We start from the raw sequence: 20,255 nt of genomic DNA, 5'->3' as shown, positions 1-20,255 counted from the left end.
TTGTCATTGCATGACAGCGCTGCGAATGTACCAGCGCGAATCAAGCGATGCTCTTTCGAGCCGAAAGAGCACACGCCTGTGCGCAGGCGCGGAAGCACGTGCCGGTGTAACCGTAACGTCGACCGCAGCCTCAAACTCAAGGAGCTGGGACACGTCCCGCTCCGGGAACTTGGACAGGCGGCGCATGCTTCGCACATGCACCGCCTGCTCTTGCCCTGTGGTGACCTGCAGCAGCTGCAGGTCACCTTGGTTGGCGCCGCTGATCCAGACGTCGATCAGCGCCCAAGGCGAAAGCTTGCTGATGTAGGATGTCAGCAAGCCTGCCGCGCGGTGCACCATGACCTGGTGCGCCGGATCGGAGGAGTGGGAGCCATGCGTCACGCTCCCGAGGAAGTGAATACAGAAATGACCGTTGAAGTCATTTCCGGGAATCCCGTCTCCGCCATGCGGCATGCCGTGCATGGAGCCGGCCAGCGTGCGGCCGTTAAACTTCACGAGGACCGCTTTGCGGTCCCAGCTCCAGGCGCCGCCATAGATGGTTTTGAGCGTCGCAGAGTCGGTCTTCGTCAGCGGTTGCACATCCGCGTGGCTGGAACCCGCGCGGCGCTGTCCTTCAAAGCTAAGCCCACTTTCCACGTCGGTTATCGTGAATTTACTATATTTGGGGATGACGGCGCTTGCGTCTTCCCAGGTCAGGATTTCGCCATAGTGCTGAGCTCTAAGCGCTTGAACTTGCGTGCGAAGCCCTTCTTGCACGCCCGGCGACACTGCATAAATGGATTTGGTCATCGGATCAACCAATTCCCCATTTTCCGTGACGCCGTAATGTTGCGTCTGCCCTTTTTGATGATAAATAAGAGTGGTATCCGGCGGTAAAGGCTCGGTGTACGAAGCGCCTGTCTGTAGTTGCTCAAGCTCTCGCTGTAATTTTTTATTTTCAAAAGATGATTCTGATCGGTAGGCGGCATGTGGAGAGGCTTGGACAACCAACTGAAAAGTAGTCGTATTCGTCGTTTCTTGATAGCTGAGGACTTGACCATAGGAATGTTGGCCGAATGGACCAAACAAACTAATGGACATCACAGAAAGCAACAAGGTGCAGATCATCGTTCGGAGCAAGCGGGTTGCTCGGGCATGATGCATAGATAAGCTTCCTCCTGAATTGATTTTAGTAGCGGTCCACATTTGAACAGCAGGATGAAACGCCATAGTCAAGTTTTTACTAATTGCCATAAATTTATGAACAAATTCATCGTCCTCTGCTGCCCGAATGGCATCTGTGTTAAAATATAGCAGTACTTAGGAAAGGGAGGTTATCTCATGCAACCAAGTGAAGGTAAAGCATTTGAGTTTCATATAACAGAGGATCGGATTGTGAGAGGTGATTTCTATGAAGCAGCGTCTGGGCCGGCTCTGGGGACCTTGATCATTTGTCATGGATACAAAGGTTTTAAAAACTGGGGGATGTTTCCGCACGCAGCGCAATCATTATCTATGGATGTAAATGTCATGGCCATCAATTTCTCTCACAATGGTGTTGGAGAGGATCTGCTTGAATTTACAGAGCTGGAGAAGTTCGCGCGCGATACATATTCCAGAGATCTTGAAGATTTGGAAGCCGTTGTGGAGGAAATTCTGCGAAATGAACAGCTTGCTGGTGCTGGTACTGGTGCCGGAGAGAAACCGATTTTGCTTTTGGGCCACAGCAGAGGGGCGGGGGTATGCCTCATCTATGCGCTTGATCATCCCGATCAAATTGCGGGTGTTATCAGCTGGAATGGCATTTCGAATGTTGATCTGTTGACGGAGGATAATAAAAATGAGATGCGCACAGCGGGAAGATCGTATACGTTGAACGGTCGTACAAAACAAAATATGCCGTTAGATCTTGAAATCCTTGAAGACATGGAGAGTAACAGCGAGCGATTCAATATAATGGGCAGAATTAGCGGCGCTGCGTTTCCAATTGCTTTAATTCAAGGAACTGAGGATAGCGAAAGGCTTATTCGAGGCTCACGACAGATGGTCGAGCAAAACTCATCTATTCAATGGATCCGAATTCCTGAGGGCAATCATACCTTTGGCTCGGTTCATCCTTATCAAGGAGAGTCCCAAGCGCTGAAGCAAGCCATTCAAGAGACTCTTCAAACCATTCGAGAAATGTTAGGATAAAAAGACACATGTTAACGAATAGACAACTTGGCGTAACGATACTTATTACCATTATTGGACTCGCTGCCGCATATGTGCTGCATATCGCCTTGGCGATTGGTTTTTCATTTGGACTCATCACATTGGTCGTCATCGTATGGCAAAGCGGAGCTGCATTCAGAGGCATTCTGCGAAGCATGGGGGAGGGCGTCAAGCATACCAAAGAAGTGATGTGGATTCTTGCATTGGTTGGCGTTGTTATCCCTACATGGACCGCTAGCGGGACTATTCCCTATATGATCGATTTAGGACTTCGCATCGTGGATCCCAGCTATTTTCTTACATTTTCGTTTGCTCTTTCCGTGTGCATTTCCATGCTGCTGGGCACTTCCACGGGGACGCTGAGCTCGGTCGGAATCCCGCTAATCGGTCTTGCTGTGCTGCTTCAAATTCCATTGCCGATGGTTGCAGGCGCATTAGTTTCGGGCGCTTTTGTCGGCGATAGGACTTCGCCTTTCTCCAGTGCGAATCGTCTGGTGGCATCTTCCACAGGTGTTTCTGTCAAAGATTTATTTAAAGCCTTGCTGCCAACTACGATTGGGGCTGGAGGTATTAGCCTCGCATTTTTCTTGTTTTGCGACATGAGAGGGAAGTGGCATCAAGAGGAAAACAATGTGCTCAGTCAGCAATTTGGCTCCGGTTTTAACTACAGCATTTGGTTGTTAGTGCCTGTGCTGCTTTTACTGTTTTCGATTTTGCTCAGATTTAAAACAAGAAACGGATTTCTCCTTTCCATCGCGAGTGCAATCGGAATTGGCCTGATTTTTCAAGGAGTCACTTGGGAGGAATGGCTGCATGCGATGTGGTTTGGTTACCACTCCATGACTTTTGATTCGCTGCAAACCAAAGGATTGTCCAGTATGGTTGAATTAATTGTACTTATTGCACTCGCGGGAGCGTTTAACGGGATTTTAGAGGAAAATCGTGTTTTACAGGCCTATATGCAAAAGTTGTTGGGAGGAAGCTCCACATCTTTATTCACAGCTACCATTCGAACCGGCTTATTTGGCCTAGGACTTGGCCTAGTTTCGTGTACACAAACCCTCCCGATCATGATGACAGGCAGGAGTTTGCTGCCCTTTTGGGAGGAACGCTTCCCGCGCAGCCAGCTTGCCAGAGTTGTTGCAGACTCTAGCCTCATTTTAGCTGCTATGATTCCTTGGAATATGCTCGCTATTGTATGTGGAACCATTGTAGGAGTACCAGTCGAACATTATATTCGTTATGCGCCATTTCTTTGGGCTTTGCCACTATGTACCTTGATTTGGTCATATGGGTGGGGGCGTCGTGGCAGAGCCGTCGGAAATTGAATTGAAGGGGAGTTGCAAGATGCCTACAACTTATTTTATTTCAGATCACCATTTCGGCCATAAAAACATCATTGACTTCGAAAACAGGCCTTTTGCAGATGTTGACGAAATGACAGAAGCCATGATAGCAAAGTGGAATGCTGTCGTTCGTAAAGAAGACAAAGTTTTTCATTTAGGCGACTTTTCTTTTTTAAATAAAGAGCGCACTCAGGCCATTGTTTCCCAGCTGAACGGGTATAAAATCCTCATCCTGGGCAATCATGATCGGGGTAGACCGAGGACCTGGTGGCTTGATGCTGGATTTGATGAAGTAAGTGAGTATCCACTTATTTATATGAATTTCTTCTTCCTTTCCCATGAGCCTATGTATATGAACAAACAGATGCCATATTTGAATGTTCATGGGCATATTCATGGTCAGAAATATGAGGGACGTCAATATTACAATGTGAGTGTAGAACAATTAGACTATACGCCGGTGTCTTTTGAACAGATTCGCGATTCGGTTGTGGTGGATGAGGAACAGGCATAATGGCGCTTGAAGGACAAGTATGAAGGTGTATAAAAGGTGGGAATAATGAGATTAATTGTTCGAGGAGGTTGATTTTATGTTAACGAATGACAAGCTGAGTGAAGCCGATATCGAAGTCATTTTGATGGCCATAGACACTTCAAAAGACGCACTACTTAAAGTGTATACGAAAGATTGGCTTGAAACGAAAATCGATGATATAAAAAACAAGCTTCACGCACAGCAGGAGGAACTGGAACGAAATCATTGAATCATGCAATCGATTCTATCGACAAAAAGCACTAATGATCATTGATCATTCGGGTGCTTTTTTTACAATGGATTAAGAAGCATTTGAAAATGCAGGTGGTAAGTCGTACAATAATTTGAAGAGTAAATCCATGTAAGTTTTCGGAAGTAGCCGTGCCTCTGGCTCCAATAAAATTATGCTTAAGGAGATTTGGATCATGCCTCAAATGTCATCGTATAAATTGCCTTGTGGAACTAAGAAATTTTATCCTGAAAAGCTTGATTATTTAACGCGCAAAGGAAATTATCTATTGTTTCATACGTTTTCACCTAAAAATAAAATGGCCTATATCATCTCTCCGAAACAGAAGGGCATGGATATCATTGTTGAAGGCCCACCCAGCGATATCGTTAACCTCTATGAAAGTATCGGCCTTGATGAACAAGAGATTCGAGATGTAAATGGCGTATTTCTCTATAAACAAGCTCAAACAAAGGAAGAATTTGAACAGGTTTTTGAAAAGTTCGTCCGTTAATATTTGAAATATTATAGAAAGAGCACTTGAATTTATTCAAGTGTTTTTTTGTTGTAATGGATTATCAGCGATAGGGGTTACTCGAGATAATTTATACAATCACATAATTTGGGAATACTGTCTGAATATCAGAAAGTACAAGGTGGTACAAGATGTTCTATAAAAATCAACAAAAATTTTATCAAGAACCCGTGTACAAGTCCCCTTACGCTGCTGCACTTTGGTCATTATGTTTGCCAGGATTCGGGCAACTCTATGTCCGTGAATATTTTATCGGTATCATCTTACTCGCTTCTGAAATTGTCTTTAATATTTTGTCTAAATTAAACTGGTCTATTTACTACTCGTTTACTGGGAAATTGCAAGAGTCTTCCGAGATTGTCAATATGGGATGGGGGTTGTTCTATCCCTCCGTTTACGCGTTCAACATCTGGCATGCGTATAATACGGCAAAGGTCATGAATGCTAAGCTAGAAGCAGAAGGAGTTCCAAAGCCTGAAAAACTAGCACATAATATGGGCTTTTTTACTGGGCTCGTTTTTGGTATGTTTTTCGGGCTGCATTGGGCATTTTTAATAAGTCCTGTTTTTTCTGGTATTGTAATGGGGATTTCTTTGGCGATTATTGGGCATTTGATTGAGAAGTGTGTGAGTCGATGAATTGAAATGTAATAGATGTTTTAGTAAGCATAAAAAAAGCCCTTACCATGTAAGGACTTTCTCTGTATGACCTGTAGTGGGCTCGAACCACTGACCCCTACCCTGTCAAGATAGTGCTCTCCCAGCTGAGCTAACAAGTCGTTTTGTGAAGACAATTAGTAATATACCAAGAATTCTCAAGCATGTCAATATATAAGTTGGTTATTTTGTAAACGGATTAATTGCGCCAAAATCGAAAAAGCTTGGTGAGGAGATGGTAAGTTTTACGCTTCTTTTTGGACCTGGGCATGAAGGAGAATTCGTTTGTTGAAGTTTCTAAAGTTGCTGTATGACCTTTCCCCAGCAGGATGGACAGTTCATCGTCGGTTACGCCTTGCATTGTCATGGATTAGTCAACCTTTCCGCTCAATCATGTCATTAATATATCAAAAAAGTCAGCGCTTTGATATAGGACTTTCATATTAGCGGGATTTATGGTAACTTGGTGTCATTAGAGTTTGGGAGGAACAGGAATGACGAAGCAGCAGCATCGATGGAATTTGCGTTTAAAAAGCAGTAATGTATATCTAGGTACCGTATATTTGGGCGATCCGCTTCCTGAAGTGGAAGATGTGATTATGATTGGCGATAAGAAATATACGATTCTTGAGCTCGGTAGTAATCGCGATGCAAGCGATGTGTTTGTAGAAGAAGTGAAGAAGAAGTAACTTATGGTAAAAAGCGCTGTCTAGGAGGATTCATTCTTCTAAACAGCGCTTTTTAATTTAACGGATTCTTACACTGAATCCTATGCTTTTGTATGTACTAGGCAAGATTGTAGAGCGAGGCCAGGCAATCAACGAACATTTTGTTATATTCCTCGCGGGTGTAGTCTTTGTTGCAGGCAATGTCTCTTCCCAGGAATTGAAACCAGGTGATTTCTGTTTGCGCTTTTTTGTAAATAAATTTGCCGTGTTGGATGAGGAAGGTGTCATTCTCAAAGTAGGGTACGTTGTCAAACTGAAGCGTTTTTTCACCTTTTTGTTCGGATACTAATGTCGCCAATAGAATAAGCATGCGGTACGGATCACGGAAAATTTCATATTGTTGTTCAGTCATGGTTTACCTCTCCATTCGTGTATAAGGGATAAAGCCATCATACTAGAGAGGTAATCTGAATAGAATATGCGAACGAAAACTCGTGAGGATATCGAAGGAACAGATGACAATATTGAAGAAATAGAAAAAAGACTGACAGTCACTCTAAGGAGGATCGAGTGAAATCAGTCTTTTGGAGTTTGCGTCTACATCAAAAGATTAACGTTTGAAGCTGGAAAGTTGTTGTTCTGCGATTTGTACCAAACGCTTCGTGATGTTTCCGCCGATCGCGCCAGCATCACGAGTTGCCAAGTTACCGTTGTAGCCAGTAGGGGAGAGAGGGACACCAATTTCCTGAGCGACTTCAAACTTCAGTTGATCCAATGCTGCTTTTGCTTGTTGTACGACTAAAGTGTTGTTACTAGCCATTCAAAATCATCTCCTTTTTTATGGTACACCAGTATTATTTGAATGTTCAGAAAATTTATACGCAAAAAAATAAAAATATCTATATCATCAATAAACCCCCAACCGGTTGGCTGGGGGAGGATATATTTTAAAATAAGGATCAATTATTCCTCTTCGGATTCCACGCTTTCTTCAGCCGCTGCAGCTTCTTGACTAGCCTCTGCAACTTCTTCAGCCGCCTCTTCGTTCACTACTTCTTCAGTGGACTCTTCAGCGATTTCTTCTTCATTTTGGGATACAACTTCTTCTTCTTGGCTCATGCATTTCACCTCCTCGGTTATGTATAATATCATTCTATCCGCTTCTATCAGGCCCTACAAGAGGGTTTAGAGGGCTATGCATAGATTTAATGAAACCTTAATTCGTTTGTCAAATCCTGCTAAAATGGAGTGGCGAGGAAACTCGTTTTTTGTGCCTAAATGACTTATTTTCGCTGGATTTCTCTAATGAGCATGTTTTATTTTTCTATGAATATACATGAGGCAAGCAGCGAAAGTTTATGATTGACTAAGCTGAGCTACGCTATAAAGATAGTTTTCTTACGAAAACTCTTAGGAGGAGTCCGAATGAACCGGTCGGATGTTATTTTGGAATTACAGTTAGTCCCTGAGCTGCTCAAGCAAGCAGAAGCGATCTATGTGGATGCCGTATCTGAGCTGAGTTGGGCCAAACACGAACTATTGACGAAGGAATGTGAGGTCATAGGTGACGGATTGGTGACGGGGAAAAATGAACAGCAGCGCCAAGCTGAAATGTGGCCTTATACGAAAGATTTGCAGCAGCAAGTGTTAAGAATGGAAGATGCCGTCGAGCATACGAAGGTAGAGTTCCATTTTTACAAGCGAAAGCTTGAAAATCTACAAATTATAGCCAAACTGATGACCATTCTATAAGGGGAAATAAATGATGAGAAACCTGCGATCGGATGATTGCGGGTTTTTTACTATTTCTGAGCATAGATGAAAATTTTATTTTTGTTATACGGTTACAGCAGAAGTCAGTTGTGCATCCTAAGGGTAGATTATGTAAAATGCTAAGTTTTCGGGAGGACGAAGATACGTCATGAAATCATTAAAAATTGTTGTGACTGTGAGTTTGGGGCTGCTCGTGCTGACAGGCTGTCAAAGCGTGAAAAGTACGGCGACAGCAGAAGCTGGCTCTACGGCACCTCTAGAGGTTACATTAATTGGGGCAAGTGGACAAACGGTTGGAAAGGCGCAGCTGGCAGCCGCTCCAGAGGGAGTACAAATTGATCTGCAAGTAAGCGGACTAACGCCTGGTGCCCATGGTTTTCATATTCATGAAAAAGCGGCTTGCGATGCGCCGACATTTGATTCGGCAGGTGCTCATTTTAACCCGATGCATAAAGAGCATGGCTTTCTTAATCCCAAAGGTGCGCATGCTGGGGACCTTCCTAACTTGGTCGTAGATGAGCAGGGAAATGGCCGTTTGAGTACGGTCACCAAATCCGTGGTGCTGCTTCCTGACAAGCCAAATTCGCTATTTAAGCCAGGTGGAACCTCTCTCGTCATTCATGAGAAAGCGGATGATTTGAAGACCGATCCATCTGGAAATTCTGGTAAACGAATTGCCTGCGGTGCCGTGAAATAAAGGAAGGAGCATTCATGACAACATGATCAAAACACAGGATCTCAAACTGCAGATGGATGAACTCACCAAACAGAACGACTTGGTGCTAATTGAGCTCGAACAGGTAAAGAAAATGTTGTTAGGCGGATCCCAAAGCTCGCAAGGTGGCCAAAATCAGCAGCAAGCTTCGAATTCCGGTCAATCGCAAGATCAGGGTGAAGATCAAGGACAGAACCAGGATCAAGCTCAAAGTCAGGCCCAAGGACAAGGACAAGATCAGGGACAGGCTCAAGGACAATCTCAAGGACAATCTCAAGGTCAGGGCCAAGGCCAAGGTCAGCAAGCCGGACAAAATGGCGCTAACGGCCAGCAAGTCTCAGATTTAGCCAATGAACTATTGAAAATTAAGGATTTGGTTGAAAAGCTGGAACAAAAAACATCCCAGTATGTCAGCAGCCAGTCCAACAACGGGACATTAACAGAGAAGGACGCTGTCAATTTGATATTGACGTTAATGAACGGCATGGTCGATTGGGCTAGCGAATTTGTCTCATCCAAAGCCTCTTCGAATGGACAGCTGCAATAACATAAAAGAGATCATCACCCCAAAAAAAGAGCTGCCCGTGCAGCTCTTTTTGGTTTTTTGTCGAAACCAAACGCTTTTCGTTTGTTTTTTCAATGACGCGTTTTATTGATTCTTTAGGCGATTCGACAATATGCACTTATTTACATAATCGAGTCTGACCGATAAAGTAAAGAAGAGTTAAACGTAAAGAGACAAACCATAGATGGGGTGTAGTGTATGAGAGAAATAGATATTCATCATCTGATGAATCAACTCGGAATTCAGCCTGATCAATTACATAAATGGATGTCTAATCAAGGGAATACAGCTAAGGTTGAAGGGACTCGCAGAGCCGAACATTATTTGATCACGCCGACCCCTTCGAGCTTCATTTCGACCCCGACGCGGAACTCCAATTCGGGATAAAGGGCTTGCCATGTACGCCACTCCTCTTCTACTGTTCCAAAGTGACGCGATCGATACTTTAATCCGAAGCCAAGAGGATCCAGGTTGTTGTCTCGAAATTTTTTCAAAAGCCGCACTATTTTTTCTTCAGAGGATTGGCAAACAGCCGCCTCATATTGCGAAAGCTGATTGATTTCGAGGGGACCGGATGCCGACTCTTCAATGACACCTCTCATTTTGATGTGCATATCGACATATGGAGGTCCATTTTTGGGAATGCGAATGGAATATTTTGAATTAATGTTATCCACCGAAACGAAAAATTTCGAATCCTGGAAGGGCGCTTCAATTTCAACTTTGTTTATACTTGCTTTCATAATATTAAAAAGTCGTGTTTCATTCGAGTTTAGTGTAAGCTTTACATTCTCCTTATCAAAAAGGACGGCAGTGTTAATCGTAAAATGATTGTTAGCCGATTCCACAATGGAGAGAATGGGATCTAATCCTAGTTCTTTTTTTTTGCGATAAAAGTTGAATAGGTACTCGGAAACCACATAACCCGATTCTACCCCCGTCTTCCCAAAGCTTAGCAGCAAAGAGTTGCCAGGCATCCTCTCATGGGATATTTTTGTTCCCAATACGGCTTCTGCTGAAGGTTGTCCGACAGCAACCCAGGACACGAGTTGGATATCTCTGCGGCGATTGAGCCAATCCAATTCATTGATGCCATTTTCCTTCAGAAACGGATAGCCAAAAATAATAATTTTGGCATGACCGAAATCCAGTTCTTTGTCGACCTTAGACTTCAGCAATCGAACAGCTTCAGTGATGGAGTTGGCATCCTGCGCGATCAATTCGTATTGCGCGGAACTATTATCAAGACTATTTCCAGGAACGGCTAGTTTAAGCGATATCCGATATTTCATATCTTTATGTTCAGATTTATCAATGCCAATGGAAACAACGAAAAATCGTTTGTCAATATCCTTGAAGCCGCACCCTCCGCACAGGCACAAGAGCAGCAGGATGAAGAGCCATTTCTTCACGCCAATTTCCTCCTGGCAAAAATAACGATGATCATCACCAAGGCAATTTCAGAAGCCAGCCTTACATTTAAATAAACAGTGCCAAAATCGAATAAGGAGTTGTCGTTGAAAAAGTAGCTGAGGAGAAACGTAGCCCCTCCCATAAGGGCTATTACAGCCCAAGTGAAGTAGCTTTTTTCTTTCTGACTAGGAATCAGCTCTTTAAAAAATTCAATCCCTACATGCCAATGGATAAAGGAACCGGCCAAGCTAATATTGGTGTACAGCAGCATGAAAATAAATAAGACCCTTTCGACTAAACCAAATTCTACCCGCATAGAATCTGAGGTTGAAATCCAAGGGTAAATATAAGTATTCACGGCCATTGTTCCATGGTAGCCCACAGGAATCAGAAAGCTCGTTAACAAAACACAAGTGCCAACAATCGGGATTGTCCAGAGTAAAGGGATTTTTTTATTCGGTTTAAGAAGCCTGTTGAAGATAACTAAATTCGTATACCCTGTGAAAATGTAGGTGCCAGCGGATATGGAGTCCCATGTTGGCCTATTCAGAATATGAGTGGCAATTTCAAAACAAGCATCATAATGCATGGCTTCGTTCGTTACGGCTTTATACAAGACCCATACAATAACGGGGACATTGGTAACCAGTAAGATTTCCATGCAAAAAAGAACGGATTCCGATTTCAAACGGGCAATCATACCGACAACAATGACGAAAGCCAGAACGATTAACATCGACGAAATATCGGGATTAATATACTTTTTTGTGATCTCGCTAAAAGCAATCAGCGTGATCATCCCGGCCAAATACCAGATGACAATGAAATAGATCAAAATAGGAATACGCACCCATCGCGGCGCGTGTTGTTTTAATATTTCCGGGAAACCCTGTCCGGGGAACTTCGCAATTGATTTGACGAAAATATACAAGAGGGTGAAACCGATCGGTATGGACAAAACCAACGACAGCATACTTCCTTCAAATCTGTGTGAGAGCAGAATGCGAGGCACGAAAAGGATGATATTCGCCAGCATATTTAATAAAACCAAATAGTAAAAATAACGGACCATCGGTGCAATCACCCCACTCAAGTAAGACTCGTAGGACTCGCTTTATTTTCGGTAGAAAAATAAGCGTAAATAAGGAACGCCAAAGCTTCTTAAATTCGACAAATAGGCTGTCATGCCAATGAGTCCAAGTACGACGCCAGTGATGCCTAACATGGATGCCAGCAGGACAAGTGGATATTTCATGATTCTCATGGCGAAGCTCATTGAATTGATGGGGACGACAAAATTGGAGATCGCCACCGTCGATACAATGATGATCATGATGTTGCTGATTAAGCCTGCGGAAGTAGCGGCTTGTCCCAGAATTAATCCGCCAACGGTAGTCGCTGTGGACCCTACGGACTTCGGCAAACGGATGCTTGCTTCCAATAATAGCTCCATCAGGATCAACATGAGCAAGACTTCGACATACGCCGGATAAGGCACAGAAGCCCGGCTCCCGGCAATGGACAGCGCAACCTGGACCCGGAATATTTCCGGATTATAGGCAGTAAGCGCGACATAGGCTGCAGGTAAAATCAAACTTAGGAATAAGGCAATGTAGCGTAAGATGAGTAGAAAATAACTAACTAAAGAAAGCTGATAGTTATCATCCATCGCCGAGTAGAAATCATAAAACACGACAGGCAGAATCAGAACGAATGGCGTTCCTTCGAGCATTAAGATAATTTTTCCTTGTGAGAGATTTAGAATGGTTCTGTCGGGACGTTCTGTCGTCAGGAAGGTGGGAAAGATCGAAAACTTTTGTTTGTTCAAAAGTTGGGTAAGCTCACTAGTCGATTGCAAAGTGTCAACTTTAATTTCATCAATCTTTCTTCTTACTTGGTCAAGCACCTGATGGTCGACCTGCAAATCATCGTACATGATACACAGTCTGGATTTGGACAACCGTCCAAGCTCCAGGCACTCCACGCGCAAGGAGTTGTTCTGATAGCGGAAGCGGATCAGGTTGATATTTGTATCAATGTGCTCGCTAAAGCCCGTTTGCGGTCCTTGAATCGTTGCTTCCACTTGAGCATCGCTTAGTGCGGCTGCTTTTATTTGTGCGGCATTGAAGAGCAATATGCGCTCTCTGAGCATAATGGCGACATGGCCTGAAGTAATTTTGTTCAATGCATCAACATTGGAAGCGGGTCGATTGCAGCCTGGAAAAGAAAGTAAATAATTTTCATACTCAGCTTCCTGTTTCATTTGGAAAAAGGGTTGAATGATCTCATCCCGGATCAAGCTGCTGTCACAAATATTGGTAATAAATAAAATTTCAGCCTGAATATGATTGGATTGCATCATGCGATGCTCCAAGTCGTCGGAAGGGCCAAGTTTATCTAGCAGCCATTGCTTGTCCTGGCTCATTGGATTCAAGGATACCCTTCCTTTCCAAGCAAAGTTTTCCTCTTAGTCTGTCTCTGGAAGGCTGACCCTATCCATGACTTAAGGGAAACTGGCTGATTCAGGAAACGAAGAAGATAAACTTGAAATTACAGGGGGTGGCGCTGTTTTTTCTGGTGGGAGGAGCGTTTCTGCTTGGGTAATAAGAAAAAGCTAGAGGGGAGGGAATGCGTAATGAGACATGGCAGCGGGGGAAGAGGGTGATCCGTTCCTGGGAGGAACGGACCCGATCTTCCGAGATTCCATTGCGTGGACCAAAGGACCACAGTGTCGCGATTTTGGATAATATGGATGAGGGTGGAAAAAGGGCAAGTCAGGAATGCTGTGACTATCTCTCTCCTGCAGCGGAGGGGGATTTGAACACAACTTGCTTCGCACAATATTCAATGATTTCGCTTCTTCGCACAATGCCGATGAATTTATCAGAATCATCAACAATCGGCACGAAGTTTTGCACTTTGGCTAAATCAATGAGATCCACCATGTCTGCATGGATATGAACCGGTTTATTCTGCACGCGCAGCGGAACCTCAGACAGTAAATGTCGGTGCGCATTCTCAAACGATACGCCTTCCGAATTTTTCAAAAACCATAACAAATCGCCTTCGGTGACGGTCCCTACATAATGACCATCGTCGGATAATATCGGTACCGCGGTATAACGGTGATATTCCATACGCTCAAGTGTCTGACGAAGCGTTGTTTGTAATGTTGTTGTAATAACCTCGGATTTCGGTAAAAGGAAAAAAGCGATATTCATCATTCACACTCCTTAGAGTTTTCATAAGAAAACTGACGTCGCTAGCAAAGGCTTGGAGTTTTTCGCAGGAAAACTTTCTTCGTAAGCTAACACTCCTATTGTATCAAAATTTACGAATAGAATCTAAACCTGTGATGGATGCTACAAGAGAGGTGAGCAGAATGAATAGAGCGCTTATAACAGCATTGCTAGGAATCGGTACCGCACAGGCGATAAAAATGCCTCTTACTTATATGACAACGAAGAAGTGGGATTGGTCGCAACTCATTCAAACCGGTGGAATGCCCAGTTCACACTCCGCGGGTGTGTCGGCTTTAGCTACTTATATCGCTATGAAAAGAGGGCTCTCGGCCGTTGATTTTGCCATTACCTCGGTGTTTGGCGCTGTCGTCATGTACGACGCCATGGGAGTTCGTCATGCAGCTGGGGAGATTGCCGTAGAAGTGAATGAAATTGATGTGCAGGTAGAGCGGTTAGCTAAGCAGCATCCGGGTTTATATCATGCTCGCAGACGGAAAGCTTTGAAGGAGAGGTTGGGGCATTTGCCGCGGGAAGTTTTGGGCGGTGCGATTTTGGGGGTAGCCATCGGGGCTTCGAGCTATTTGTTGGAGAAAAAGAGGTAGGCTTTGACGCGTGTGGACATCCTTTCTTGAATGAGATAAGATCAAGGAATATTCATTGAAAGGAAGAAAGTCCACATGGAAATCATTCGCGTTACTAGTCATGATCAACTGAAAGATTGCTTTAAGGTTCGTTTCAAAGTATTTGTAGACGAGCAGCAAGTGCCTGAACATTTGGAGATGGACGAAAAGGATGAATCGCCGGAAGCCAGCCATCATTTTCTTATTCTAGACGGTGAACAACCGGTAGCCGCAGCCCGTTGGTATGAATATCAGCCCCAAACCGCCAAATTGCAGCGTGTAGCTGTTTTGAAAGAATATAGAGGCCAATCCCTCGGCAAGCAAATCATTCTGGCTATGGAGCAGCAAGCCCGCGAATTGAACTGCACGTCATCAATTCTAGATGCGCAGTGTCAGGCTGAAGGTTTTTATAGTCAATTGGGTTATCATGTCATCTCGACAGAACCATTCTACGACGCAGGCATTCTGCACGTAAGAATGAAAAAGCCGCTGTAACTACAGCGGCTTTTTTTGCTATAACGATGTTATTGCGCTAATGGGAAAGTAATGATGAATCGTGTGCCAGTTCCAAGCTCGCTTTCGACCTCCAGCGTTCCTTGGTGATCTTGCACGATTTTGTAGCAGATCGATAAACCAAGCCCTGTGCCGGATTCTTTGGTCGTGAAGAAAGGGTGGAAAATCTTCTCCAACTGTTCATTCGGAATCCCTGGACCATTATCGGCAATGACCACAGTCACGCTTTTGGCATCAGACGTTAATTGCATGTGTACGACACCGTTTTCTTCCATGGCTTCGCAGGCATTTTTTACGAGATTGAGGAGCAATTGAATCATTTTATCCTGATCCATCAAAACAAGGACGGGCTCCGTCGCTTCTTTGTAATGAATTTGATGGCCGAATCGGGTTGCTTCCGACTCCATCAGCGCAATGACCCTGAGCACACACTCGTGCAAGGAGTAGATGCGAAAATCGATGCTATGAGGCTTGGAGAATTGCAGGAATTCACCGGTTAAATCACTCATGCGATCAATTTCTTCCATAATCAAGCTGTACCAATTTTCTATATTGTAACCGTTTGCTTTGGAGATTTGCAGAAATCCTTTGACCGTTGTAAGCGGGTTCCGTATTTCGTGAGCCATACCGGAAGCCAATTCGCCGATTACCCTTAGCTTATCGGATCGAAGCATATGCTCCTCACGTTTTAGCCAAGACTCCCGTTTCTTCGTAAATAAATTATTCTCAGCTAACAAGATCAGATCATCTTTCGTCAAGCCATCCAGCGGATAGGAAGCAATCCCGTATGTAATTTGGATGCCAGTCAGTTTAGGCAGTTCGGAGTCCAGCTTTAGTTTTAAAGAAGAGGTGGCTGATTGGTCAGCTACTAGCGGCATAACGACTGCGAATTCATCACCGCCGTATCTCGCTATAAAGAGCGCATCTTTAAACAAGATTTGGAGAAGCTCCGCCATCTGCTTCAAGATAAAGTTTCCAGCCTGAAAACCGCGGGTCGTATTCATCGATTTCAAATCCGTGCAGTCGATCAGAATCAGGACCAAACCCTGTTTCTGACGAATGAGCTGCTCAAGACGGCGATGGGACTCTTCATAATTGTAAAGGCCTGTTAGCGAATCTTGCTGCGTAAATAAGTAACGTTCCTTTTTCAATCGATCAGCTTGTTTGAGCGTGGAATAGGTTGCTTTCGTAAGCAATGCAACCGTTGTGAAATGCAGCAAGCATTCAATCGCATAAATCCATAGCAAGTCATATAGCCCTTTAATAAGATAAACATTGCCTAAAAAAATAAGTGCGTAGGAGGTGGACAGGACCCACGATTTTTTGCGATTTTCTTCTGTATAAATATCGTAAAGCAGCGTTAGTATGTATAGAGGGAAGATCAAGTTTATATGACCTATGTAATGTAAAAAGCCAATGATCAGTAGTCGAAGCCATGGCATTCCTGCATGTTTTAATGGAATACGTAAGCTTATCAAGTACAGTAAAACGAGAAGGATTTGTAAAGGAGTGTTGATGGAAGTGTGGAGAACTGTCGTATATAGCATAAAAACAAATGCGTAAGCAAAAAGAATCCAATTGATTATCAAAGTATCATCTCCTGCAAATTACGATGTCCAGAATAACCACTCTTGTGACATGTTCTCTGTCTCTTACCCAAATCCTGCTTTCAGGCAAAAAGAATAGGAAATAAACACGGATTTTCGCGAAAAAAGAACCTTCAGGGGGTTGAATTCCTAAGGTTCCATGATGATAATTATTCTGGAAGATCAATAATTTCGTGCTGGGCGGCAAACCGCATATGGCCGGTTTTGCCAATGTAATCGCTCATATTGTCGGCATAATGCATGAGATAGATCCGCTGCTGAATATGCTCAGGTAACGTAAGCAATTCGTCAAGTGTAGCATGGATGAAACCTTGGCCGCTTAACTGACAATCATGAAAGATCGTATGGCAGTTTCTTTTGACGGCAACTTCGTGAATAAGCAGCTCTTCACTGAAGCGGACATCCGCACTATAGAAGATTCGGTCGTTGATAAAAAGCGAGTAGCTGGGCTTGCTGGAAATATGAAGTGTGGGCACAAGTTCAATGGTTAAACCAGGGCCTATGGCAACAGGCACTTGTTCCTCAATCACAATGACGTCAAAATAATCCTCGAGGGAATGATAGCCCTCTTCCGGATTATACATGCCGCCTTTCAAAGTGTTTTCCCACAACGTATCTGCAATTGCTTGAGTCAGGTAGAGCTTTGTTTTCTTCTGGTTGCTTTCATATAATAAGCGGAAAGCCATTTCTTCCAATCCGCCAACGTGATCGGCATGAATGTGTGAAATCACGATGCCATCGATTTGATCGGGCTGTAGCTGTATGTCGTAAAGCGATCTTGGCGTTGTTGAGCCACAGTCGATGAGTAGATTTCTTTCGTTTGAACGGATTAATGCGCTTGTATTATAAAATGTTTTGGCAAAAGCACTGCCGGTTCCCAACATTTGAATTTGCAAACTCATTCAGCCGCCCCCATTTTTCGACAAAAAACATCTTTTTCTAATGTAGCATGGGAGGTTGTTCGATTTCAACCATTATATGTATGGCGTATAAGCTTAAAGTACGATGTATACATAAGTTTATTTCATTTAAGGTGATGATATTGGGATGATTTGGTATTTAATTGGAGCGCTGATCGTGACGATTGGCTTGATTATGGTGGGTATTTCTACCTATGTAGGTTGGCAGTTAACACATCCGAAACGAAAAATCGTCGATGAGTTTCCTGAGCAGTATGGCTTGCAGAAGCAGGATATTGCATTTCCGAGCCAATCGCAGGACGTTGCACTGGATGGATGGTTTTTCAAATCGCCTTCCGCACCCCAAGGGGAGTTGGCAACGACGGTCATTATGTCGCATGGATATGCGGGTACACGACTGGAAAAGGGGCTGCCGGCGCTTGCTTTAACGAAGGCGATCGTTGATGACGGCTATCATGTGCTTATGTTTGATTTTCGCAATTCGGGCAATTCGGAAGGCAGCTTGACGACTGTCGGATATTTGGAGAAGCAAGATTTGTTGGGGGCTATTCAGTGGGTGCGGGAGCATGTCCCTAGTAAAATTTGCTTGCTGGGCTTCTCGATGGGAGGAAGCACGTCACTTTTAGCTGCAGCGGAAGAATCCTCCGTTGCTGGGGTGATTACAGATAGTGCTTTTAGCCAGCTAAGCCCATACTTGCGAGATAACTTGCCGGTGTGGTCGAAACTGCCAAGGTTTCCGTTCACGCCTTTGATTTTGGGCATTTTGCCAAGGCTGATAGGGATTAATCCCCGGCATGTAGATGCGCTTGCGGCCGTTGATCACATTTATCCGAGGCCGATTCTTTTCATACACAGCAAAGATGACGATGCGATTCCGTGGTCAAATAGTGAAGGGATGTGGCGTCGGCATCCAGACGTTTTTGAGCTATGGCTCACACAAAAAGCGGGGCATGTCGGGTCTTATAGCATGCAGCCGGAGGCGTACAACCAACGCGTTCTATCATTTTTATCAAAATTATAAAATCATCGCAACTCTTTTTAACCTTCGGAGTATAAAGATGCAGACATAAAGTTTACTAACGAGAGCTGGAGGTTATTCAAAATGAAAGTTGTTCAGCGGATATTTACGTTGATGCTGGTGTTTTTTGTTCTAAGTACGGCTGCAGTGGTGGCCTCATCGATATGGGGGGATTATAAGGGATTTAACATTGCCCGACTGGTCGTCAACGATACGACATCGGAGTTCGGGGATTCGGATGTTCCGCCTCTTATCGTTGATGGCAGCACCGTTTTACCTTTACGTGCGGTTAGCGATGCCTTGCAAGCGCTGGTGAAATGGGATAACACCAATAAGACGGCCTATTTGTACAAACCGAACGTACACTTGTTCTTTACAACAGAAGTGCGGAAAGACTCAGCCATCGTTCCATTTGGCGTCGTTGAGCGCGGGAAGCAAGCGGATTTTATTGTGTTTGCACAAGTGGATAATTTGAAAACAAGCATTTCCTCTGTCAAAGTTTCCATCGTATCGCCAAGCGGCAAAAGTGTGGTTACACCTGTTGTGAAAGCCATCACGGATTCCAAAGAGTCTTTCTGGCTGAAGGTGCCTTTGTATGGCGTTTCTTTTGACGAAGCAGGCACTTATGTTGTGAAATTTGCGATGCAAGCGACAGGTGCTAGCGATTATTCCGTCGTATCCGAGAAGCAGATCCAATCCGAATAGGATAAGCTCGCAAGAAAGTGGTTTGACCTCTGAATATGAAAATGTTAGGATAATGACGTAACTAATTATTCGACGAAATGAGGTTCTGCCTGTGAGCGATGAGAAGCACGATCATGTACACGGCCCGGACTGTGACCACGATCACGAGCATGGGGAAGATGTTTTTATCGTAACGGACGAGAACGGTGAAGAGCATGAGATGGTCATGGTGTATACCTTCCAATCTCAAGAGCAAGCTTATGCGGTATTGCTTGATCGCAATGATCCTGAAGCGGACGGCGTCATTTTCCGTGTTGAGGAAGACGGCGACGATGCATTCCTAGTCAACATTGAGGATGAAGAAGAATGGGAACGCGTAGTGACCATTTACAATGAGATCGTAGCTCAAGAAGGCGAAGAATAAGAGCTATACATAAGAAAGGGCTGTCCAGTCAGTAGTTTATCTACTGAAGGGCAGCCCTTTCACTATTTATTATGAAACGGGGCTGTCCTAATGGTTTGAATGAACCATTTGGGACAGCCCCGTTCGTGTAAAATGTCATTTTCGAGGATTGAAGTACATGATTCTGCCATTAAATAGATGAAGTTCAGCTTTCAACAGTTTGCCAAGGTATTTGCAGAACTCATTGCCTTTGCTCTTGTCGCCATGAGTGGCGTCGTCAGGCAATACGACTTGAACATAATGCCGGTCTTCCTCTTGAACCTTCTCGCTGCCGACACCAATCACGATATATTTGTATAAAGGATTGATACCCTTCAGATAGAACCATTTGCCTTCGCCTTCCGGCTTCGTCTCAATGGTATAAGGGAATCCGGCCTCGTCATATTCCCAGCCAAGCTGCTTGGCTGTCAGACTGAGCTGCTCACGGTAATGCAAAAGCCTGTCCTTGAGTTCATCCAAGGTGAGTGCGGGTACTTGGGAGCCATTTACGAATTTAATATAAGCGCTTTGAGCCATTCCTTGTTCACCTCATTCGCTAAACATCACCAACATCATAGCAT

Annotated in this window: 26 protein-coding genes and 1 tRNA gene; 15 read left to right on the top strand and 12 right to left on the bottom strand. The window is 44.1% G+C overall.

Annotated elements, in window-relative coordinates:
- Nucleotides 1-3 precede the first annotated feature (3 nt).
- The gene (locus ACKTT9_RS23810) at nt 4-1,233 is read right to left on the bottom strand and encodes a hypothetical protein (RefSeq protein ID WP_407867870.1); all 1,230 of its coding nucleotides are present in this window, start codon (nt 1,231-1,233) and stop codon (nt 4-6) included.
- Between the two features lie 87 nt (nt 1,234-1,320).
- On the opposite strand from ACKTT9_RS23810, the gene ACKTT9_RS23805 reads away from it, so the two are divergent.
- The 6 genes from ACKTT9_RS23805 to ACKTT9_RS23780 all read left to right on the top strand — a co-directional run bounded on the left by ACKTT9_RS23805 (nt 1,321) and on the right by ACKTT9_RS23780 (nt 5,476).
- Complete coding sequence (locus tag ACKTT9_RS23805; protein WP_407867869.1) at nt 1,321-2,172, top strand: alpha/beta hydrolase family protein; 852 nt, start codon at nt 1,321-1,323, stop codon at nt 2,170-2,172.
- Between the two features lie 8 nt (nt 2,173-2,180).
- On the top strand, nt 2,181-3,521 hold the full coding sequence (locus ACKTT9_RS23800; RefSeq protein ID WP_407867868.1) for a Na+/H+ antiporter NhaC family protein: 1,341 nt from the start codon (nt 2,181-2,183) through the stop codon (nt 3,519-3,521).
- A 19-nt stretch (nt 3,522-3,540) separates the two neighbouring features.
- The gene (locus ACKTT9_RS23795) at nt 3,541-4,053 is read left to right on the top strand and encodes a metallophosphoesterase (protein WP_407867867.1); all 513 of its coding nucleotides are present in this window, start codon (nt 3,541-3,543) and stop codon (nt 4,051-4,053) included.
- A 76-nt stretch (nt 4,054-4,129) separates the two neighbouring features.
- Nucleotides 4,130-4,303 (top strand): hypothetical protein, encoded by a 174-nt coding sequence (locus ACKTT9_RS23790; RefSeq protein ID WP_157321493.1) that lies wholly within the window; start codon nt 4,130-4,132, stop codon nt 4,301-4,303.
- A gap of 196 nt (nt 4,304-4,499) precedes the next feature.
- Nucleotides 4,500-4,817, top strand: a complete 318-nt coding sequence (locus ACKTT9_RS23785) for a hypothetical protein (protein ID WP_127452066.1) — start codon at nt 4,500-4,502, stop codon at nt 4,815-4,817.
- A 152-nt stretch (nt 4,818-4,969) separates the two neighbouring features.
- Nucleotides 4,970-5,476 carry a hypothetical protein gene (locus ACKTT9_RS23780; protein WP_407867866.1) on the top strand — a complete coding sequence of 169 codons (507 nt, stop codon included), beginning with the start codon at nt 4,970-4,972 and terminating at the stop codon, nt 5,474-5,476.
- Between the two features lie 67 nt (nt 5,477-5,543).
- Here ACKTT9_RS23780 and ACKTT9_RS23775 read toward each other — a convergent pair.
- A tRNA-Val gene (locus ACKTT9_RS23775) sits at nt 5,544-5,616 on the bottom strand.
- Nucleotides 5,617-5,988: 372 nt separating this feature from the next.
- Between ACKTT9_RS23775 and ACKTT9_RS23770 the strand changes: the two genes are divergently transcribed.
- The gene (locus tag ACKTT9_RS23770) at nt 5,989-6,183 is read left to right on the top strand and encodes a hypothetical protein (protein WP_079420361.1); all 195 of its coding nucleotides are present in this window, start codon (nt 5,989-5,991) and stop codon (nt 6,181-6,183) included.
- A gap of 97 nt (nt 6,184-6,280) precedes the next feature.
- Here the strand turns inward: ACKTT9_RS23770 and ACKTT9_RS23765 are convergent, their stop codons facing one another.
- The 3 genes from ACKTT9_RS23765 to ACKTT9_RS23755 form a co-directional block, all read right to left on the bottom strand.
- The gene (locus ACKTT9_RS23765; protein ID WP_157321486.1) at nt 6,281-6,574 is read right to left on the bottom strand and encodes a hypothetical protein; all 294 of its coding nucleotides are present in this window, start codon (nt 6,572-6,574) and stop codon (nt 6,281-6,283) included.
- 198 nt (nt 6,575-6,772) lie between these two features.
- A complete protein-coding gene (locus ACKTT9_RS23760) occupies nt 6,773-6,982 on the bottom strand; it encodes an alpha/beta-type small acid-soluble spore protein (protein ID WP_127452072.1) in 210 nt (69 codons plus the stop codon).
- A gap of 143 nt (nt 6,983-7,125) precedes the next feature.
- Complete coding sequence (locus tag ACKTT9_RS23755; protein ID WP_157321483.1) at nt 7,126-7,281, bottom strand: hypothetical protein; 156 nt, start codon at nt 7,279-7,281, stop codon at nt 7,126-7,128.
- A gap of 306 nt (nt 7,282-7,587) precedes the next feature.
- Here ACKTT9_RS23755 and ACKTT9_RS23750 point away from each other — a divergent pair, with 306 nt between their 5' ends.
- The 3 genes from ACKTT9_RS23750 (at nt 7,588) to ACKTT9_RS23740 (ending at nt 9,197) form a co-directional block, all read left to right on the top strand.
- Nucleotides 7,588-7,914: a hypothetical protein gene (locus tag ACKTT9_RS23750; protein WP_127452074.1), complete on the top strand. Its 327-nt coding sequence runs from the start codon at nt 7,588-7,590 to the stop codon at nt 7,912-7,914.
- Between the two features lie 169 nt (nt 7,915-8,083).
- Nucleotides 8,084-8,632 carry a superoxide dismutase family protein gene (locus tag ACKTT9_RS23745; protein ID WP_407867865.1) on the top strand — a complete coding sequence of 183 codons (549 nt, stop codon included), beginning with the start codon at nt 8,084-8,086 and terminating at the stop codon, nt 8,630-8,632.
- Between the two features lie 22 nt (nt 8,633-8,654).
- Nucleotides 8,655-9,197 (top strand): hypothetical protein, encoded by a 543-nt coding sequence (locus tag ACKTT9_RS23740; protein ID WP_407867864.1) that lies wholly within the window; start codon nt 8,655-8,657, stop codon nt 9,195-9,197.
- 338 nt (nt 9,198-9,535) lie between these two features.
- On the opposite strand, the gene ACKTT9_RS23735 is transcribed toward ACKTT9_RS23740, so the two are convergent.
- The 4 genes from ACKTT9_RS23735 to ACKTT9_RS23720 all read right to left on the bottom strand — a co-directional run bounded on the left by ACKTT9_RS23735 (nt 9,536) and on the right by ACKTT9_RS23720 (nt 13,849).
- A complete protein-coding gene (locus ACKTT9_RS23735) occupies nt 9,536-10,627 on the bottom strand; it encodes a Ger(x)C family spore germination protein (protein ID WP_407867863.1) in 1,092 nt (363 codons plus the stop codon).
- Entirely contained in the window at nt 10,624-11,700 is a 1,077-nt protein-coding gene (locus tag ACKTT9_RS23730) for a GerAB/ArcD/ProY family transporter (protein WP_407867862.1), read from the bottom strand. The genes ACKTT9_RS23735 and ACKTT9_RS23730 overlap by 4 nt, the downstream gene beginning before the upstream one ends.
- Before the next feature lie 42 nt (nt 11,701-11,742).
- On the bottom strand, nt 11,743-13,053 hold the full coding sequence (locus ACKTT9_RS23725; RefSeq protein WP_407873101.1) for a spore germination protein: 1,311 nt from the start codon (nt 13,051-13,053) through the stop codon (nt 11,743-11,745).
- A gap of 364 nt (nt 13,054-13,417) precedes the next feature.
- Nucleotides 13,418-13,849 carry a CBS domain-containing protein gene (locus ACKTT9_RS23720; RefSeq protein ID WP_161405984.1) on the bottom strand — a complete coding sequence of 144 codons (432 nt, stop codon included), beginning with the start codon at nt 13,847-13,849 and terminating at the stop codon, nt 13,418-13,420.
- Nucleotides 13,850-14,010: 161 nt separating this feature from the next.
- Here ACKTT9_RS23720 and ACKTT9_RS23715 point away from each other — a divergent pair, with 161 nt between their 5' ends.
- Both ACKTT9_RS23715 and ACKTT9_RS23710 read left to right on the top strand, forming a co-directional pair.
- Nucleotides 14,011-14,472, top strand: a complete 462-nt coding sequence (locus ACKTT9_RS23715) for a divergent PAP2 family protein (protein WP_407867861.1) — start codon at nt 14,011-14,013, stop codon at nt 14,470-14,472.
- 75 nt (nt 14,473-14,547) lie between these two features.
- On the top strand, nt 14,548-14,985 hold the full coding sequence (locus ACKTT9_RS23710) for a GNAT family N-acetyltransferase (protein ID WP_157321469.1): 438 nt from the start codon (nt 14,548-14,550) through the stop codon (nt 14,983-14,985).
- Nucleotides 14,986-15,014: 29 nt separating this feature from the next.
- Here the strand turns inward: ACKTT9_RS23710 and ACKTT9_RS23705 are convergent, their stop codons facing one another.
- Nucleotides 15,015-16,592, bottom strand: a complete 1,578-nt coding sequence (locus tag ACKTT9_RS23705) for an ATP-binding protein (RefSeq protein WP_407867860.1) — start codon at nt 16,590-16,592, stop codon at nt 15,015-15,017.
- 167 nt (nt 16,593-16,759) lie between these two features.
- Complete coding sequence (locus ACKTT9_RS23700; RefSeq protein ID WP_407867859.1) at nt 16,760-17,512, bottom strand: MBL fold metallo-hydrolase; 753 nt, start codon at nt 17,510-17,512, stop codon at nt 16,760-16,762.
- A 145-nt stretch (nt 17,513-17,657) separates the two neighbouring features.
- Here ACKTT9_RS23700 and ACKTT9_RS23695 point away from each other — a divergent pair, with 145 nt between their 5' ends.
- From ACKTT9_RS23695 to ACKTT9_RS23685, 3 genes are all read left to right on the top strand, one after another.
- Entirely contained in the window at nt 17,658-18,551 is an 894-nt protein-coding gene (locus ACKTT9_RS23695; RefSeq protein ID WP_407867858.1) for an alpha/beta hydrolase, read from the top strand.
- A gap of 81 nt (nt 18,552-18,632) precedes the next feature.
- Nucleotides 18,633-19,253 (top strand): stalk domain-containing protein, encoded by a 621-nt coding sequence (locus ACKTT9_RS23690; protein ID WP_315951327.1) that lies wholly within the window; start codon nt 18,633-18,635, stop codon nt 19,251-19,253.
- A gap of 91 nt (nt 19,254-19,344) precedes the next feature.
- The gene (locus ACKTT9_RS23685; RefSeq protein WP_127452090.1) at nt 19,345-19,656 is read left to right on the top strand and encodes a DUF1292 domain-containing protein; all 312 of its coding nucleotides are present in this window, start codon (nt 19,345-19,347) and stop codon (nt 19,654-19,656) included.
- Nucleotides 19,657-19,791: 135 nt separating this feature from the next.
- On the opposite strand, the gene ACKTT9_RS23680 is transcribed toward ACKTT9_RS23685, so the two are convergent.
- The gene (locus ACKTT9_RS23680) at nt 19,792-20,211 is read right to left on the bottom strand and encodes a DUF1885 family protein (protein WP_407867857.1); all 420 of its coding nucleotides are present in this window, start codon (nt 20,209-20,211) and stop codon (nt 19,792-19,794) included.
- Between the last annotated feature and the right edge of the window lie 44 nt (nt 20,212-20,255).

The sequence above is a fragment of the Paenibacillus sp. P36 genome (assembly GCF_045866505.1).
GTDB lineage: Bacteria > Bacillota > Bacilli > Paenibacillales > NBRC-103111 > Paenibacillus_E > Paenibacillus_E chondroitinus.
Note: the sequence above shows the minus strand (reverse complement) of the source record. Positions and strands in the feature narration are given on the sequence as shown.

Bases quoted from the DNA above. Each gene is read 5' to 3' on its own strand.
- ACKTT9_RS23810 (WP_407867870.1), bottom strand. From the start codon at position 1,233: ATGGCAATTAGTAAAAACTTGACTATGGCGTTTCATCCTGCTGTTCAA.
- ACKTT9_RS23805 (WP_407867869.1), top strand. From the start codon at position 1,321: ATGCAACCAAGTGAAGGTAAAGCATTTGAGTTTCATATAACAGAGGAT.
- ACKTT9_RS23800 (WP_407867868.1), top strand. From the start codon at position 2,181: ATGTTAACGAATAGACAACTTGGCGTAACGATACTTATTACCATTATT.
- ACKTT9_RS23795 (WP_407867867.1), top strand. From the start codon at position 3,541: ATGCCTACAACTTATTTTATTTCAGATCACCATTTCGGCCATAAAAAC.
- ACKTT9_RS23790 (WP_157321493.1), top strand. From the start codon at position 4,130: ATGTTAACGAATGACAAGCTGAGTGAAGCCGATATCGAAGTCATTTTG.
- ACKTT9_RS23785 (WP_127452066.1), top strand. From the start codon at position 4,500: ATGCCTCAAATGTCATCGTATAAATTGCCTTGTGGAACTAAGAAATTT.
- ACKTT9_RS23780 (WP_407867866.1), top strand. From the start codon at position 4,970: ATGTTCTATAAAAATCAACAAAAATTTTATCAAGAACCCGTGTACAAG.
- ACKTT9_RS23770 (WP_079420361.1), top strand. From the start codon at position 5,989: ATGACGAAGCAGCAGCATCGATGGAATTTGCGTTTAAAAAGCAGTAAT.
- ACKTT9_RS23765 (WP_157321486.1), bottom strand. From the start codon at position 6,574: ATGACTGAACAACAATATGAAATTTTCCGTGATCCGTACCGCATGCTT.
- ACKTT9_RS23760 (WP_127452072.1), bottom strand. From the start codon at position 6,982: ATGGCTAGTAACAACACTTTAGTCGTACAACAAGCAAAAGCAGCATTG.
- ACKTT9_RS23755 (WP_157321483.1), bottom strand. From the start codon at position 7,281: ATGAGCCAAGAAGAAGAAGTTGTATCCCAAAATGAAGAAGAAATCGCT.
- ACKTT9_RS23750 (WP_127452074.1), top strand. From the start codon at position 7,588: ATGAACCGGTCGGATGTTATTTTGGAATTACAGTTAGTCCCTGAGCTG.
- ACKTT9_RS23745 (WP_407867865.1), top strand. From the start codon at position 8,084: ATGAAATCATTAAAAATTGTTGTGACTGTGAGTTTGGGGCTGCTCGTG.
- ACKTT9_RS23740 (WP_407867864.1), top strand. From the start codon at position 8,655: ATGATCAAAACACAGGATCTCAAACTGCAGATGGATGAACTCACCAAA.
- ACKTT9_RS23730 (WP_407867862.1), bottom strand. From the start codon at position 11,700: ATGGTCCGTTATTTTTACTATTTGGTTTTATTAAATATGCTGGCGAAT.
- ACKTT9_RS23725 (WP_407873101.1), bottom strand. From the start codon at position 13,053: ATGAGCCAGGACAAGCAATGGCTGCTAGATAAACTTGGCCCTTCCGAC.
- ACKTT9_RS23720 (WP_161405984.1), bottom strand. From the start codon at position 13,849: ATGAATATCGCTTTTTTCCTTTTACCGAAATCCGAGGTTATTACAACA.
- ACKTT9_RS23715 (WP_407867861.1), top strand. From the start codon at position 14,011: ATGAATAGAGCGCTTATAACAGCATTGCTAGGAATCGGTACCGCACAG.
- ACKTT9_RS23710 (WP_157321469.1), top strand. From the start codon at position 14,548: ATGGAAATCATTCGCGTTACTAGTCATGATCAACTGAAAGATTGCTTT.
- ACKTT9_RS23700 (WP_407867859.1), bottom strand. From the start codon at position 17,512: ATGAGTTTGCAAATTCAAATGTTGGGAACCGGCAGTGCTTTTGCCAAA.
- ACKTT9_RS23695 (WP_407867858.1), top strand. From the start codon at position 17,658: ATGATTTGGTATTTAATTGGAGCGCTGATCGTGACGATTGGCTTGATT.
- ACKTT9_RS23690 (WP_315951327.1), top strand. From the start codon at position 18,633: ATGAAAGTTGTTCAGCGGATATTTACGTTGATGCTGGTGTTTTTTGTT.
- ACKTT9_RS23680 (WP_407867857.1), bottom strand. From the start codon at position 20,211: ATGGCTCAAAGCGCTTATATTAAATTCGTAAATGGCTCCCAAGTACCC.